The sequence below is a fragment of the Streptomyces sp. NPDC007945 genome, from assembly GCF_042958885.1.
In the GTDB taxonomy this organism is placed as follows: Bacteria; Actinomycetota; Actinomycetes; order Streptomycetales; family Streptomycetaceae; genus Streptomyces.
The window spans coordinates 1-15,346 of sequence record NZ_JBIBJV010000017.1; the positions used below are offsets into that span (position 1 = coordinate 1).

At 72.0% G+C, this 15,346-nt stretch carries 15 protein-coding genes and 2 pseudogenes; 10 read left to right on the plus strand and 7 right to left on the minus strand.

All coding sequences use genetic code 11. The features are described from left to right. Positions 1 to 206: 206 nt before the first annotated feature. A pseudogene (locus ACFZCF_RS31405) lies at positions 207 to 317 on the plus strand (IS5/IS1182 family transposase); the annotation flags it as partial. Here the strand turns inward: ACFZCF_RS31405 and ACFZCF_RS31410 are convergent. The 3 genes from ACFZCF_RS31410 to ACFZCF_RS31420 form a co-directional block, all read right to left on the minus strand. Further along, complete coding sequence (locus ACFZCF_RS31410; RefSeq protein WP_391290495.1) at positions 314 to 748, minus strand: hypothetical protein; 435 nt, start codon at positions 746 to 748, stop codon at positions 314 to 316. The pseudogene ACFZCF_RS31405 and the gene ACFZCF_RS31410 overlap by 4 nt on opposite strands. 56 nt (positions 749 to 804) lie before the next feature. Then, a complete protein-coding gene (locus tag ACFZCF_RS31415; RefSeq protein WP_391290528.1) occupies positions 805 to 2,253 on the minus strand; it encodes an ATP-binding protein in 1,449 nt (482 codons plus the stop codon). A gap of 77 nt (positions 2,254 to 2,330) precedes the next feature. Beyond that, complete coding sequence (locus ACFZCF_RS31420) at positions 2,331 to 3,026, minus strand: response regulator (protein WP_391290496.1); 696 nt, start codon at positions 3,024 to 3,026, stop codon at positions 2,331 to 2,333. Positions 3,027 to 3,162: 136 nt separating this feature from the next. Between ACFZCF_RS31420 and ACFZCF_RS31425 the strand changes: the two genes are divergently transcribed. The 5 genes from ACFZCF_RS31425 (at position 3,163) to ACFZCF_RS31445 (ending at position 7,168) form a co-directional block, all read left to right on the plus strand. Continuing rightward, the gene (locus ACFZCF_RS31425) at positions 3,163 to 3,816 is read left to right on the plus strand and encodes a hypothetical protein (RefSeq protein WP_391290498.1); all 654 of its coding nucleotides are present in this window, start codon (positions 3,163 to 3,165) and stop codon (positions 3,814 to 3,816) included. 35 nt (positions 3,817 to 3,851) lie between these two features. Further along, complete coding sequence (locus ACFZCF_RS31430) at positions 3,852 to 4,919, plus strand: peptidoglycan-binding protein (protein WP_391290530.1); 1,068 nt, start codon at positions 3,852 to 3,854, stop codon at positions 4,917 to 4,919. Next, positions 4,916 to 5,662 (plus strand): ATP-binding cassette domain-containing protein, encoded by a 747-nt coding sequence (locus ACFZCF_RS31435; RefSeq protein ID WP_391290500.1) that lies wholly within the window; start codon positions 4,916 to 4,918, stop codon positions 5,660 to 5,662. Before ACFZCF_RS31430 ends, ACFZCF_RS31435 begins: the two co-directional genes overlap by 4 nt. Further along, on the plus strand, positions 5,659 to 6,852 hold the full coding sequence (locus ACFZCF_RS31440; protein ID WP_391290502.1) for an FtsX-like permease family protein: 1,194 nt from the start codon (positions 5,659 to 5,661) through the stop codon (positions 6,850 to 6,852). The genes ACFZCF_RS31435 and ACFZCF_RS31440 overlap by 4 nt, the downstream gene beginning before the upstream one ends. A gap of 109 nt (positions 6,853 to 6,961) precedes the next feature. Beyond that, on the plus strand, positions 6,962 to 7,168 hold the full coding sequence (locus ACFZCF_RS31445) for a hypothetical protein (RefSeq protein WP_391290504.1): 207 nt from the start codon (positions 6,962 to 6,964) through the stop codon (positions 7,166 to 7,168). Between the two features lie 215 nt (positions 7,169 to 7,383). On the opposite strand, the gene ACFZCF_RS31450 is transcribed toward ACFZCF_RS31445, so the two are convergent. Beyond that, positions 7,384 to 7,968: a hypothetical protein gene (locus ACFZCF_RS31450; protein WP_391290505.1), complete on the minus strand. Its 585-nt coding sequence runs from the start codon at positions 7,966 to 7,968 to the stop codon at positions 7,384 to 7,386. A gap of 801 nt (positions 7,969 to 8,769) precedes the next feature. On the opposite strand from ACFZCF_RS31450, the gene ACFZCF_RS31455 reads away from it, so the two are divergent. After that, positions 8,770 to 8,946, plus strand: a complete 177-nt coding sequence (locus ACFZCF_RS31455) for a hypothetical protein (RefSeq protein ID WP_391290507.1) — start codon at positions 8,770 to 8,772, stop codon at positions 8,944 to 8,946. Then, the gene (locus ACFZCF_RS31460; protein WP_391290509.1) at positions 8,939 to 9,685 is read left to right on the plus strand and encodes a phosphotransferase; all 747 of its coding nucleotides are present in this window, start codon (positions 8,939 to 8,941) and stop codon (positions 9,683 to 9,685) included. Before ACFZCF_RS31455 ends, ACFZCF_RS31460 begins: the two co-directional genes overlap by 8 nt. A gap of 906 nt (positions 9,686 to 10,591) precedes the next feature. Here the strand turns inward: ACFZCF_RS31460 and ACFZCF_RS31465 are convergent. From ACFZCF_RS31465 to ACFZCF_RS31475, 3 genes are all read right to left on the minus strand, one after another. Then, positions 10,592 to 10,726: a hypothetical protein gene (locus ACFZCF_RS31465; protein WP_391290511.1), complete on the minus strand. Its 135-nt coding sequence runs from the start codon at positions 10,724 to 10,726 to the stop codon at positions 10,592 to 10,594. 155 nt (positions 10,727 to 10,881) lie between these two features. Next, positions 10,882 to 12,369, minus strand: a complete 1,488-nt coding sequence (locus ACFZCF_RS31470) for a hypothetical protein (protein WP_391290513.1) — start codon at positions 12,367 to 12,369, stop codon at positions 10,882 to 10,884. 238 nt (positions 12,370 to 12,607) lie between these two features. Beyond that, the gene (locus ACFZCF_RS31475) at positions 12,608 to 12,694 is read right to left on the minus strand and encodes a putative leader peptide (protein WP_350813881.1); all 87 of its coding nucleotides are present in this window, start codon (positions 12,692 to 12,694) and stop codon (positions 12,608 to 12,610) included. Between the two features lie 381 nt (positions 12,695 to 13,075). On the opposite strand from ACFZCF_RS31475, the gene ACFZCF_RS31480 reads away from it, so the two are divergent. Together ACFZCF_RS31480 and ACFZCF_RS31485 are read left to right on the plus strand one after the other, a co-directional pair. Next, positions 13,076 to 13,795: a leucine-rich repeat domain-containing protein gene (locus tag ACFZCF_RS31480; RefSeq protein WP_391290515.1), complete on the plus strand. Its 720-nt coding sequence runs from the start codon at positions 13,076 to 13,078 to the stop codon at positions 13,793 to 13,795. A gap of 436 nt (positions 13,796 to 14,231) precedes the next feature. Continuing rightward, positions 14,232 to 15,346: pseudogene (locus ACFZCF_RS31485) on the plus strand (hypothetical protein); the annotation flags it as partial.

Genomic DNA, 15,346 nt, shown 5'->3' on the forward strand with positions numbered 1-15,346 from the left:
CCGTGAACGTCTCCACCCACACCGGCTCAGCCCGCAGCACCCCGCCCATACAGGGAAAATGCCCAGAACTGAGCCTTCTGCAACACCCTTTAGGGGGCTTTTCTCCTCACACTGCAAAGCGAGATGAGAAAAGCCCCCTACCTACGTCTACGACAGCCAAGGCCGCCTGTCGGCGGTCGAAGTGCGAAACCCAACCACCCCGCGACGCCACCCGCTTCGACAAACTTGCCGCCCGCTACAAGGCCGGAGTTCACCTCGCCGCACTCATCCTCTGGCTCCGCGGACCCAATCGAGATCGTTTGTCAGACACCGCCTAGCCGTCGAGGAACTCGGGGCAGCGGTACGGTCCGAGGGGCGGGGCCTGCGGCGGGTGCAGGGTGACCTCCACGTCCTCGGTCCTCACCCCTGGATCGAGGACGGACTGGGCGCGGGCCAGCGTGCACACCAGCTGTCCCGTTCCCTGGTCACGGCCCGTCGCCCCGTAGGGGTCCTCCAGGCGCACCGTGACCGTGGTGCCCTGCCCGGTCACCGTGTAGCCGCCCAGCTGGACGAGGTTGGTGAGGCCGTCGCGTTGTTCGGCGGGCGGCGGGCCGCTCATGAGCAGCTTCACCACCGAGTCGAGGCTGTCGACCTCCCTGTCGAGCACCGGCACGCTCCGCAGTCCGCCGTCCGACGCGAAGTACAGCCGGATCCCCCGCGTCAGCCCGGTTGCCGGCTCGCCCGCGCCGATCACCCCGGTCGGCTGCACGCCGCACCCCACCAGGGCGATCCCCAGGACAAGCGCCCGCGCTCCCGCCCGTACCCTCACTCCGCGTCCTCTCCGGTGTGCCGCAGGGGCAGCCGCAGCGTGAACACGGCGCCGCCTTCCGTCCCTTCGGCGACATCGATGGTGCCGCCGTGCAGCCGCGCGTTCTCCAGCGCGATCGCCGTGCCGAGACCGCTGCCCTGTCCGTCGGTGTCGGCCGCGCTCCGGGTGCGCGCCGTGTCCGCCTTGTAGAAGCGGTCGAAGACCCGCTCCCGGGCCTCCGGCGGCAGGCCCGGGCCGTGGTCGGCGACCTCCACCGTCACCCACTCCCTCGTCGCGCCATCCGTATCGAGGGTCACGGTGACCGGCGGGGCTCCGTGGCGCAGCGCGTTGCCCACCAGGTTGGCCACGATCACATCGACGCGGCGCCTGTCGACCACCGCCCGTACGCCCTCCTCGAGGCGGACCTCCACCCGCTCGGTCCAGCCGCGCAACGCCAGGCAGGCCCGTACCGTGTCGGTGAGATCGGTCTCGGCCGCGTTCAGCCGGACCGCCTTCGCGTCGAAGCGGGAGATCTCCATCAGGTCCTCGACGAGCCGCGAGAGCCGCGCCGTCTCCCTGCCCACCGTACGGGCCGCCCGCGCGGCGTCCGGCGGCAGCTGGTCGACGTCCTCCTCCAGCACGGTCGCCACCATCGTCATCGCCGCGAGGGGGGTCCGCAGTTCGTGGGAGACGTCCGCGACGAAGCGGCGCGCCTTTGCCTCCTGTTCGCGCAGGCGCGCGTCGGAGGCCTGGAGGGCGTCCGCCGTATCGTTGAACGTCTCTGCCAGATCGGCGAGTTCGTCGTGCCCCTTGACCGGTACCCGGCTGCCGAGGTCGCCCTTAGCGAGCTCCCGGGTGGCCCGCCCCAGCTGCCGTACGGGGCGCAGGACCGTACGGGCGGCGAGCAGCGCCAGGACGGCGGTCAGCACCATCACCGGCAGGATGCCGGCGCGTACGGAGTCCACCAGGGCGGCGGTGTCGTCGCGTTCGGCCCGGAGGTCGGTGATCGCGAAGACCTCCAGACCGGAGAACCGGCGGTCGCCGTCCGCGTACGTCACGGGCATGCCGACCACCAGGTACGGCTCGTCCCGCCACGTCACCCGCTGGAAGCGGGCCCCGTCCCCGGCCCGTACCGCGGCCCGCAGCTCGGCGGTGATCCGGCCCTGCGTGTCGGCGAGGGGGTCGGACACCGCGGCGAGGTCCTGGTGGCGCGCGACCACGATCCGGGCACCGAGGCCGTCCGAGACCTTCGCCGCGAACCGGGCGAGCGACCGCTGGTCGGGCGGCAGGTCGAAGTCGGCGGCGACCGCGGTGACCCGCGTCCGTACGTCGTTCACGGCGGCGTCCTGGGTGCGCCGGAGGACGGCGGTCCGCGCGTCCCGGTAGGCGAGCGCGGTCGCGGTCACCGCGCTGACCAGCGCGACCACGACGAACGTGACGACGAGCCGGGTCCGCAGCCCCCCGATGAGCCGGCGGGAGCGCCGCCTCGCCGTGCGCGCGGCGGCCGCGCCGTCCGCCGTGCCGGTGGCGCCGCGCGTGCGCCTCACAGCGGGCCGAAGCGGTAGCCGAAGCCCCGCACGGTCTGGACGTACCGCGGCCTCGCCGGTACGTCCTCCAGCTTCGCGCGCAGCCGGCCGACGGCCGCGTCCACCAGCCGGGAGTCACCGAGGAAGGTGTGGTCCCAGACCGAGGCCAGGAGCTGCTCGCGGCTGAAGACCCGGCCCGGGGAGGCGGAGAGTTCGAGCAGCAGCCGCAGCTCGGTGGGCGGCAGCGGGATCACGACGCCCCGCTTGGTGACGGTGAGACCGGCGCGGTCGATCACCAGGCCCGCGAGGTCGGCGCCGGCCGCCCGGGACGGCGCCGACGGCTCCGCGCGCCGCAGCGCGGCCCGGATGCGGGCCTCCAGGACGGGCGCGGTGACCGGCTTGACCACGTAGTCGTCGGCGCCCGCCTCCAGGCCCGTCACGATGTCGTGGTCGTCCCCGCGCGCGGTCAGCATGATGACGGGAAGCGTGGTCGTCCGGGCGCGGATACGACGGCACACCTCGAACCCGTCCATCCCGGGCAGCATCAGGTCGAGGACGGCCAGCTCGACCTTCACGCCGTCGGAGGAGTCGAGCAGCGCGAGCGCCTCCTCGCCGGTGGCGGCCGTGGCGACGCCGTACCCGTGGCGGCGCAGCACGAGCTCCATTCCATCCCTCACGGACGCGTCGTCCTCGATGAGCAGTACATGCGGCATGCGGTCGATTATGGGTGCCGCAACCACCGGACCGCCGCCCGAAGGGGGGGGCTGAAGCCCCAGGTCGGAGGCATTGTTACGTGCTCATCATGTCGTCATGGCATCGTCATCACGTGGCCTCACCAGGGTGGTGCGCATGAGCCCGAAGACAACCTTCCGCGCCACCGCCCGGCTGCGTCTGACCGCCCTCGCCGTGGTTCCCGTCCTCGCCTTCTCCGCGGCGTGCGGCAGCGGCGGCGACAGCACCGCCGGCGACCGGAAGAACGACGAGATCGCCTCCGTGCCGGAGGCCGCCACGGCCTCGCCGTCCGCGAAGGACGACAGCGCCCCCAGTACCCGGCCCGCCGGGAAGAGCGCCTTCTACGACGCGCAGCTGCTCTACGTCCGGTGCATGCGTGAGAAGGGCGGCTACAGGGACTACCCGGACCCCAAGCTCAGCGGCCACCTCGACTGGGGGAAGATCGAGGAGATCTCCTCGCGGCCCGGCCAGATGGAGGCCGCCAAGGGCGGCAAGAACGGCGTGTGCGCTCCCGAGCTGCAGAAGGCCATGCTGGCCGAGCCCCAGCGAGACCAGCAGAAGGACTACGAGTCCATGCTGGCGCACGCCAAGTGCATGCGCGACAACGGCGTCTCCCAGTTCACCAACCCGACGATGAGCGGCGGCAACGCCCAGCCCGGCGGCGATCCGAACCCCGCCTCCCCGACCATCGACCACGACTCTCCCGCGTACAAGCAGGCCCGCGAAGCGTGCAAGACGAAGCTCCTCGACGGTCTGGACGGCATGCAGTGAAGCGCCGCACCGTCTTCCGTACCACCGGCGCGGTGATGGCCGCCGCGGCCGTGACCGGGGGAGCCATCCACTTCGGCGTTCTCGGGGGCCTCGGGAGGGCCCACGAGGGGAATGCCTCCGGAGCCGCCGGGAAGGGCGGCGACCTGCCGCCCGCCACCACGACCGTCGTCCGCACCGACCTCGTCCAGTCCAAGACGATCGACGGCAGGCTCGACTTCGCGCAGCGCCGCCCCGTCAAGTCCGCCGTCGACGGCACCGTCACCGTGGCCGCCCCCGAAGGACGGACGCTGACCATGGGGCAGGCGCTGTACGAGCTGAACGACAAGCCCGTCACCCTGCTGTACGGACCCGTCCCCATGTTCCGCGAGATGAAGCCGGGAGACCGGGGCAGCGACGTGCTCCAACTGGAGCGCAATCTGCGCGACCTGGGATACGGGGCGGGTCTCTACGTCGACACGCGGTACGGCAAGGACACCGAGGCTGCGGTCAAGCGGTGGCAGAAGTCCCTGAACCGCGAACCCACCGGAAGGGTCGGCAAGGGAGACGTCGTCTTCCAGCCCGGCCAGGTCAAGGTGGTGTCCGCCGACGCCGCCCTCGCCGACCAGGTCGCCCCGGGCGAACCCGTCCTGACGATCGCCTCCACCAGACCCGTGGTCCGGGCCCGCCTGGACCAGACTGACGGCGCGCTCACCGACCCCGGCACCAAGGTCGAGGTCACCCTGCCCAGCGGGAAGACCGTGCCCGGGCGGGTCGCCGGGACCGTGCGCCCCGAACCCGGCGGCTCCGGGGAGGGCGCGGCCGCGCAGGAAGGCATCGTCGTCGAGGTCGTCCTCGACGGCGGGGCGCGCGCCGCGTCCGGGGAGGACGCCAAGGCCCCGGCCAGCGTGAAGTTCGTCAGTGAGGCACGCAAGGGTGTTCTCGCCGTCCCCGTCGAGGCGGTCCTCGCCCTCCGCGGGGAGAACGGCGGCTACGGCCTCCAGGTCGTCCAGGGCACCAGCACGCGGACGATACCGGTGGAGACGGGGATGACCGCCGACGGACAGATCGAGGTCAGCGGGCCGCACGTGCGGGAAGGCATGACGGTCGGGATGGCGGCCTCATGACGCCTGCCCGCGCCGCGTCGCCGGCCTCCCCCCTGCCCCCGGAGCGCGTCGTGGAACTGCGCGACGCGACCAAGACGTACCCCGGAGGCGTCCACGCCCTGCGGGCGGTGAACCTGTCCGTCGACGAGGGCGAACTCCTCGCCGTCGTCGGCCCCTCCGGCTCCGGCAAGTCCACGATGCTCAACATCATGGGCACCCTCGACAAGCCCACCAGCGGCACCGTCCGGATCGCCGGCCACGACGTGACCGCGCTCTCCGACAACCGCCTCTCCGCACTTCGCGCCCGCCACATTGGTTTCGTCTTCCAGCACTTCCACCTGGCGGCAGGGCGCGACGCCGTCGACAACGTCGCCGACGGACTGCTGTACGCGGGCGTGCCGCTGCGGGAGCGCCGTGCGCGGGCGCGGCACGCACTCGACCGGGTCCGCCTCGGACACCGCCACTCCCACACGCCGAACGAACTGTCCGGCGGCGAGAAGCAGCGCGTGGCCATCGCCCGTGCGCTGGTGGGGGAGCCCGGACTGCTGCTCGCGGACGAGCCGACCGGCGCCCTCGACACCGCCTCGGGCGAGGTCGTCATGGATCTGCTGCGCGAGCTGAACGAGGCCGGCACCACGATCTGCGTCATCACCCATGACCAGGAGATCGCCGACTCCCTGCCGCGCCGGGTGCGTTTCAAGGACGGCGAGATCGTGGCGGACGAACGCGGCACCGTTCCGACGACGGAAGGAGTCCCGGGGTGAAAGGCACTCTCCAACCCTCCCGGCTCTCCCTCGGCGACATCCTCCGGGTCGGCGCGGTCGGTCTGCGCGCCCGCCGCGCGCGCGTGGTGCTCTCGGCGCTCGGGATCGCCATCGGCATCGCGACCATGGTCGCGGTCGTCGGCCTCTCCGAGTCCAGCCGCGCGGACCTGATGGCCCGGCTCGACCGGCTCGGCACCAACCTCCTCACCGCCGAGGCGGGCAAGGACGCCCTGGGCAAGGAGGTCAAACTCCCCAAGAACGCGGTCGCGATGGTCGAGCGCATCGGCCCCGTCCGACAGGCCACCGGAACCGGCGACGTCGACGCCCGGATCCGCCGCAGCGACCTGGTCCCCGAGGAGCGCACGGCCGGCGTCACCACGCAGGCGGTCCGCACCGACCTTCTGGCCACGCTCGGCGGAGAGGTCGACAAGGGCGCCTGGCTGGACCCGGTCGGCGAACGGCTCCCGGTCACGGTCCTCGGGTCGGTGGCCGCCGACCGGCTCGGCATCACCGGTGTCGGCGAGACGATCATGATGAACGACACCCGTGTGGTGGTCGTCGGCATTTTGAAACCGCTGGAACTGGTCCCGACCCTCGACCGCGTGGCGATGGTCGGATTCCCCACTGCCGAGCGCCACTTTGGCTTCGACGGCCACCCGACCACGATCTTCGAGCGCTCCACGGACGCGTCGGTGGAGGACGTACGGGCGGTCCTGGCCCGCACGATCAGACCCGGCGGCGAAGCGGCCGTCAAGGTCTCCCGGCCCTCGGACGCGCTCGCCGCCCGAGCCGCCGCCGACGAGGGCCTGACCACCCTCATGCTGGGCCTGGGCGCCGTGGCGCTCCTGGTCGGCGGCGTCGGCGTCGCCAACACCATGGTCATCTCCGTCCTCGAACGCCGGCAGGAGATCGGCCTGCGCCGCTCCCTCGGCGCGACCCGCAACGCGATCCGACTCCAGTTCCTCACCGAGTCGCTGCTGCTGTCGGCGCTGGGCGGGGCGTCGGGGGCGCTGCTCGGCTCGGCGGCGACGTACGGCTTCGCGCGGACCCAGGGCTGGACACCGGTCGTCCCGCCCTGGTCCCTCGCAGGCGGCCTGACCGCCACCCTCCTGATCGGGATGATCGCCGGCCTCTACCCGGCGATCCGCGCCTCCCGCCTCCACCCGACGGCGGCACTCAACGCGCCGTGAGCCGCGCCGACCGGGCGGCGGACAGGAGTCACGGAGGCCGCCACCCAGGGCCGATGACGAAGGCTGGGCAGCGCGACAGGTCGAGGTCCGGGGGCAGGACTCGCGTCCGGTGACGGCCGCCTCGTTGGAGGAGGTGCTGCACTTGCGTGATCATGCCGATCTCGCGGCGATGTTCCGCTATGAACGGCGGTACGGCGTTCTCGCCGAAGGACCCATGGACGGCTGGCAGGACCAGCCCGGGGCGGCCGAGATCTCCGCGGAGGAGTTCGAGTCGCTGTGGACTCAAGCAAGGCGGACGCTCGGCGATTCAGCCTGACCCGGTCGTCATCGGCTACATCCCCTCCTGCTCCCCGCTCGCGCGGGGATGGTCCCGGTGCGACTCGCACGCACGCTCTCCCGTTCCCCTGCTCCCCGCCCTGTACACGGACGATCGCAGCCCTTCCAGGCGACCCCCACCCTCTGCTGTACGTGCCCGTCTGCGACATGCCCGATCGGGGATGGACTGGTCGTGGGCAGAGCAAGAGACACGCGTCAGGACCGGGGACGGGCGCCTTGCGGTGTGCAGGCGGCGCGGGAGCGGAGTGTACGGGTCGGCGTCGGGCGACCGGGGAGTTCAAGGACCATGCGGCGGTGCGCGGAGTGCAGGGTGCGCACGGAGGCGGGGGGGCGCCATGCCACGTGCAGGTGCCGGCTGCGGCTTGGGACTTCTTTGTCCGCCGTGGTAGTCGGTTCCGGTGCGGCCCGGAGGGGCGCGGGCTCGGCGACCTCGGTCTTGCGGTTGAGCTTCGACCTGAAGTCGTTGAACTTGCTCTTGATGTGCGGCGCGGCCTTCACGGCGACGGCCCCGAGCACGGCGACGGCCGTGGTGGCGACGACGCCGATGACCACGCCCTTCACGACGCCTTCCTGACGGCCTTCCTCCCTCGCCTCAGCCTTGAGATCGTCGAGCTCGGCGTCGGCGGGGTAGAGCACGGCGTGCCCGGCGAGCACGTTGGCGGCGTCGCGCAGGAGAGCACTGATCCCTCCGGGACTGCTCGAATCGGAGAGGCTCGTCCCGACCGGGCGTTCCACCACGAACATGTCCCGGATGGTTCCGGGCTCTTCGTCATAGGCCATGGGGAGCACTGTAGGGGCCACTGTCGACCCCGCGGCGGGAAATCCGGCAGGTTCCAGGTGGCCGCGGCCTGCGGGCCCTGTAGCACGCCAGCCTGATCTCGGCAGGACCCGCTGCTGACCGGAAGGCCCGTGGACGCCGGTCTCCGCGAGAGGGGCGAAGAGAGAGCCGGCGCCGACCCGGTGGGGCGACGGTCCTGTACGCCGCCCCACCGCGACCGTACGAGACCCCCGCTCGGGAGGCACTTCCTGATGGGCGCCAGAGGACGTGGAGCCGCGAAGGCCACGGCCGCAGACACCGGGCAAGACGTTCTGCTCAGGCCGCACCAGGGCCGCAGGACGAGTTCGGGTCCGGCCGACCGGGGAACGAAGTGGTCGAGGCCCTCTGCCCGTTCCCGCGGGAGCGGGCAGAGGGCCTCGACCGCCCAGGAACTCTGTAAGCACTGGCTGGCGCCGGGAGTCCTAAGGTGCGCGGGTGGCCACACCCGCACGACGCTCCCTGGTCGCCGGCCACGCCGAGCCGTTCCGTGCCGCTGAAGCCGATCTCGTCCAGGAGCTGCCCGGCCTCGGCTTCCCCGATCTCGATGGTCTGCGTGCGCGAGGAGTGCTCGGCCCGCGTGAGGCCGGCTCGCCGAGACACCGCCGCCGAACCCTCGGCTCCCCGACCGACCCCGGGAGGAACCCGGGAAGAGGTTTCCGGGGTTCCCGGCGACGAGTAGACGCATAGCGCAGGGGCGTGGCGTCGGTGCCGGGTGGTAGAGAACCGGGCATGGATTCGATCATCTCCAGCGTGGCCGCCGCACGGTGAAGTCGCAGACCAAGGTCACCCGCGGCGCCGACAGCCCGGCCGCGGCCCTGGCGATGGTGCTCAAGCTCGCCGAGTCCGCCCAGGCCCGCTGGCGCGCGATCACCGCACCCCCCTCGTCGCCCTCGTGGCGACGCCGGTGCACCACCTCCGGGATACTCGTCGCTCATGAATGAGGTCGAAGTCGTCGTCGCCCATTCCGAGCGTGCGACCTTGCGCGTCGGCGACATGTTTCTGAAGGTGGACGCCGATCAGGCACGTATCGACGTCGAGATCGAGGCGATGTCCCTCGCACCGGTCCCGACCCCGGAGGTCCTGTGGCACAAGCCGCCCGTGCTCGCAATCGCTGCGCTCCCGGGGGCGACGCTTGGCCGCCTCGGCGGCCCGTCGACCGGGTCACCGACGGCGTGGGCCGCGGCGGGCGCCGCAATCCGGAAGCTGCACGAAGCGCCGCTGCCGCCCCGGCCCGGCCGGGCGGGCCGGAACATCGTCGCACTGGCGGCGGAACTCGACGACGAGTGCGACTTGCTCGTGACGAATGGCCTGCTGCCCGCTGACCTGGTTACCCGTAACCGTCGGGTCGCCGAGGCCGCGCTCCGGCCGTGGACTCCGGCGTTCACGCACGGTGACCTGCAGATCGCGCACGTCTTTGTGGACGGCGACGAGGTGACGGGCATTATCGACTGGTCCGAGGCGGGCCAGGGTGATGCTCTGTACGACCTCGCCACCTTCACCCTCGGACATGAGGAGCATCTCGACGACGTCCTCGCCGGCTACGGCACCGGCATCGACCTCGACGTGATCCACGCCTGGTGGTCGTTGCGCAGCCTGTTGGCAGTTCGTTGGCTGGCCGAGCACGGCTTCGACCCGTTCGCACCAGGCTGTGAGGTCGACGTGCTGAGATCCAGGATGTGAGACTGCGCGGGTATGACTGCTTCGTATGCGTTCTGACGCATCGAGCAGGCCGTCCCCTCGGGTGATCTCCCTGCCTACGGTCAACCTAGTGTGGTGGGCAGTCGTCGCCAGCAGATGACGGTGCAGCCGAGGGCGACGAACGGGCGGTGAATGTCGTCGCGGATCTCCCAGCCGATACGCAGGCGGCGGAACCAGTCGACCAGCGTGATCGCTCCTTCCGCGACCCAGCGGTACACACCCAGGTCAGAGCCGTGCCCGGTACCGCGTCGCGCACTGTGCGCAGTTCGGGTATGTCGGCGCGCAGGCGCTGGGGTTGGAAGTTCCGGCCTCGGTGGTGGTCGTGTCTTCAACGTCGAGCACATCGAGTTCGACCTGTGACCGGCACGCAGACCGGCGCCGGCTACCGCTGGAAGCTTCGGTCAGCCGGCGCCATGAACGGTCGGCGCCGGTTGGCCCTCAGGCACGGCGGGACCGGGCGGGCGCTGCGGAAATGAGGATTCTTGCTCCGGACCGGTCAACACCTTCGGCTTCCGCCCCCCGGCCCAGGACCGTGGCCTCCCGGACGATGCGTCGGCCGGGCTGCGGCACGATTCACCGGCGACGGCGACTCCGACCATATGCATGGGACCACCCGGCTGACCTGGGCCGAGCTGGAGACCGTGGACTGGCAGGAGACCAACGCCTCCGGTACGCGAACCCGCGCATCAGCCGCAGGGATCGACACGGACTGGGGCCGGGTCTGGAACGCCATGCGCATTCCTCAGCGAAGTCCACGGAGCCGAGAACGTACGCCTGGTCGTCTGGCTCTACTGACCCATCGCCGAGTAGCGGGTGAGCCGGCCGCCCCGCCAGGCACTCAGCCACGTGAGCCGCCGTCAAGGAAGAAAGAGGGGCTGTGAGCACGGTTCAGCTGCGTGAGCACCAGGCGGCGGGCCTGGTGGCGATCCGGTCCCGGTTCGGCTGGCCGCACACCAGGACGCCCGGGTCGGCGGGGGAGCGGGCGACATACGTGTAGGCGACCGGCTCCGGCAAGACCTGCACCGCGGCCGCCGCCGCCCGCGAGTTCTTCCCCCGCGGCCGGATCCTGGTCAGGGCCCCACCCTCGACCTGGCTGCGTGGAGCACTGCCCCACGTTGCTGAAGGCCGACCAAGCCGGACGCGGGGAATCTCGGCCGGCAGCGGCGTCTGACCAGGGATCAGCTCGCTGTGATCCGCAGGACCCCTGTCACGGTTCCCTGCAGGTAGGCGCCGTCGGGGGCGACGGTTCCGGCCGTCTGGAGCGTGTCGTACAGCGACCCGATGCCGACCTGGTGGGAGCGGACGACCCGCCCGGTGGCCGGGTCGATCTGTACGTAGCGGTAGGGGTCGAGGAGGCTCGTGCCCTTCGCGCCGGGGATGACGGGGTCGCGCACCACGGTGTGGAGGGTGTTCGTGGCGGTGGACAGCTTCGGGACCGCCGCCGAGCGCAGGGCGTTGTCCCAGACGATCGTGCAGCCGGTGCCGTCGGGGCGGACGTCGACCCGGGTCAGGCCGCCGGCGAAGTCCGCCGACGACGGTTCGGAGGGGCCCGCACCGTCCGGGAGCGCCGGATACGGGTAGCCGTAGGTGCCGGCGACGTAGACGCTGGTGCCGGCGCCGATGGGGGAGTTCTCGCTGCCGGGGCCGCCGGAGGCGACCAGCACGGGCGAGGAGCAGACCTCCTGCCCGTCGGCCGTGCGGTACACCTTCAGGCGGACGGTCGTGTCGGCGTTGTCGACGATCGCCACCCACTCGGTTCCGGAGGACGGGCCGAGGAACGTCGGGGTGGAGCCGCTGCCCCAGCTCAGCAGCCCCGGCTTGCGGGCCCGCCCCCGGTCGTACGCCTGCCGCCAGACGGTCCGGGGTGCGCCGTCGTCGTCCGCCGTCAGCAGGTACGTGGCGTGGGTGCTGGTCACGGCGGTGCCCTCGGGGGCGGTGGAGATGCTGTTGGCGACGCGCTCCCCGGCGGGCAGTCGCAGTGACGCGACCTGCCCGGTGCGGTCGTCGGCGAGGCCGACCGTGCCGCCGCCCGTGGCGAACCAGACGCGGCCCCGCCAGTCCGGCGACAGTCCGGTCACCGCGTCGCCGTCGGGGACGGCGCCGGCCAGCGAGAGCCGTCGGTCGACCGAGAGGCGCCACGCGCCGGAGGCGTCCCTGCGGTGGCCGACGCGAAGGAGGCTGCGGCTGCCGTCCACGACGACCAGCCGGTCCTCGTGGTCGAGGTAGGCGTAAACGCCGCCGAGGAGCGAGCCCTTGGTCAGTTCGAGCGAGGTGAGGGACGCGCCGGTCGCCGGGTCCAGGAGGTGGACGGTCGGAACCTGCCCGAAGATCGGCGTGCACAGCACCACGGGCAGGCCGTCGGAGCCGACCAGGATGGTGGGGCAGGCCGAGGCGAGGGCCGTCCGCTTCGAGGACAGGGTGCCCGCGCCGGGCCCGGCCAGCGGGGTGGTGTCGGAGGAGCCGGTGTCCCCGTGCATGGTGGCCGTTCCGTCGGGGCCGGCGTACGGGTTGTGCGGCGGTACGGGTACGGAGGCGGCGGCCCCGATCGGGGATGCCTCTGCGGGGAGGGTTCCGGCGGCGAGTGCGAGGACGGAGAACAGTGCGGCGGCCGTCAGGCGGCGCCGGGTGCGGGGGCGCGTGTGCGGGACGGGCGGTGGAACGGGCATGACGGGGTCCTTCCGGGCGGCGGGACTCGCACGAGGGCGAGCCGGGAGGGGCCGCGCGCACGGCGGGGAGCCCCCGCGCCCGGACCCGCCCGCCGGGGCCTGGGGGCCTCAGCGCTGCGGGAGAAAGGGCGGGGAGCGGTGGTGCGGGGGAAAGCGGTGCGCGCGGGTGGCTCCAGCCGTGGGGACACGGCGAGCCGGTGTGACCGCGGCCGGGCGTCTCAGATCGGGGGCCGCGGGGTCAGCGCGGAAGGCGACAGAGCGCGCCCGACGTCCGCACGAGATCGACGTGACGTCGGCGCGTGAACAGCGGGCGCCGGGGATGCATGGGTGTGAGGCAATCAGGTGCCGTCCAGCGTGGTCAAGGCTCTCCGCCGACTGTTCCACGGATCGGGACGGAGGGAGGAAACGGTTTCAACAGGGCTTATCCGGCGCAGAGTTGGCGCGGTCGTGCCCTTTGGGGCTCTTCTGGGCTCCCCTGGGGCCTTTCACCCTCCCTTCGTCATTCCCTCACCAGGTAGGCGCCTGACATGGAGGTGCCTGTCAACCGGCTGGCGCCCGGGACTTCGGGAATCGAGTCTGGGAGCCACCGGGGATCCTGCCAGAGCAGCATCGGGATGCTCCTGGTGAAAGGTGCTGGTCATGCCGCGTATGAGGAAGGTCCTGGACGAGAATCGGAGCCGAGTCTGCTGATGAAGAGGAGACGGCCGTGAGGCACACACTGGATTTGTGGCGTCAAGGGCTCGGAGAGGTGCCCGAGTCGGTCTGGCGACAGACTGAGCTCGATGTGCTGATCCTCGCGGACAACGGACTCACGGCCCTCTCGCCGGGCATCGGGCAGCTCCGTCGGCTGAAGACCCTGGACCTCGGCCACAACGCGCTGACGTCGGTGCCCGAAGAACTCGGTGAGCTGACCGCGCTCAGCGACTGCCTCTACCTGCACGACAACCAGCTGTCCCGGCTCCCCGACTCTCTGGGAAACCTGACCCGCTTGCGTTACCTCAACGTCGGCGAGAACCCCCTCACCACCCTGCCAGAGACCATCGGTGGGATGAGCAGCCTCATCGAGCTCAGGGCGCAGCACAGCCGGATCACCACCCTGCCCGACGCCATCGGCCGGCTCCGCAGCCTGCGTGAGCTGTGGCTCCGGGGAAACGCGATCAAGCACCTGCCGTCGTCAGCGGCCGAGCTGCACGAACTGCGTCACCTGGACCTGCGCGAGAACTCCCTGACCGAGGTGCCGGAGTCACTCGCCGGCCTCCCGCGACTGCGTCAGATCGATCTGCGGAGCAACAACCTCGGCCGGCTGCCCGACTGGCTCGCCCTGATGCCATCGCTGGAGAAACTGGACCTGCGCTGGAACAAGTTGGATCCCTCCCTACCGCTGCTCGGCAAGCTGGAGCGGATGGGGTGCGTCGTCCTGACCTGACGGCGACGCCCCATCGCGCCAGTGCTGCTATTTCTCGTGAACAAGCACGAGCGAGTCGATCACCAGATGCTGCTGAAACGTGTCAACAAACGCTGTCGCTGAACGTGAACGAAGCCACTCCGGTGCTGGTCGAGGCCAGGGGCCCGGCCGTGGGCCCGGGGCGCGGCGGGAGGCGGGAGGCGCACGGTTCTGCGCGGCCCGCGCGCGAACGGCGTGCCCTGCGACCGGACGACCCGCGTTCCCCTGCCCGCGCCCTTGGCGGGGGCGGGCAGCCCCGCAGCATGCTGTACGGGCATGGTGGGCCGTCGGTTTGCCTGCGTCCGCACGAGGGGGCCTGTTGACGTCGTCTGGGGCTGCGGCCGGTTTCGTCGCGCGGGAGTCGGGCCGGGTGCATCCGGGAGCGGACCGGGTCGGCCGGCATCTGGAGTCATGGGCGATGGCGATGGCGTTGGCCGCCGGCACGGGCGAGCGGACCCGTCTGCGGGCGGCGGACATCCACCGCATGGCGGCCCGCATGACCCCCGAAGCCCGGGCCGCAGACGTCGAGCGCCTGGCGAAGTGGATCACCGTGCTGTTCCACCTGGACGACCGGCAGGACGAAGCCCTCGTGGGCCGCTGCGCGGCCGCAGGGCTCGCCACCTACGAGGCGCTGGATGCCGTCCTGGACGTTCGTCGGCCCCCCGCTCCTCGCCCGGCGCCGCCCGTGGCCGCCGCCGTGGCCGGCCTGTGGCCTGCCACCGGGGCCGGGATGTCACCGGCCTGGCAGCGCCGTTTCCGCGACCACCTGCACCGCCACCGGGACCTCTCCGAACACAACGCCCACCGCATCAGGGAAGTCACACCCGACGGAACGATCAGCACCCTCGCCGGAACCGGCACCGCGGGATGCGGCGGGGACGACAGCCCGGCCGCCACCGCCCAGAACATCCAGGGGGCGTACGGCGGGACCGCGTCGGCCCGCAGCGGGCCGAAGCCGCTGACCGTGACGGTCCACGCGGTATGCATCTACGCCCCGGCCGGCTACGAAGTGGCCGAGCAGTACCACTTCACCATCGACCGCAACGCCCCGCTCGTCACCACCTGCCCCACCGGCAAGGTTGCTTTCGGCGGCGGCGGAACGGTCTACCGCGGAACCCGGAACCTGCACCGGTCCTACCCCGGCCCGGCCGGGAGCGCCATTCCCAACCAGGGGATCGTCTCCGGCCACGACGTTCATGCGGAGCAGTTGCGGGTCGACGGCTACGCGATCTGCGCCGATCCCATCGCCGGTCTGACGAAGACCCGCTACACCCACACGACCTCCGACGACGTCGCCGGCGGCGTCTTGCAGTGCGCCACTGACAAGAAGGTCGTCGGCGGCGGAGCGGCCGCACGGCGTCGACCTGTACGTCACCTGCTACTGACCGCAGATCGAGCACGGCCGGGGGGGGGGCGGGGGGGGGGGCCGCCCCCCCCCCCGGGGGCGGCCCCCCCCCCCCCGGCGCCCCCCCCCCCCCGCCCCCCCGCCCCCCCGGCCCCCCCCCCCCCCCCCGGGGGGGGTGCGCCCGAACC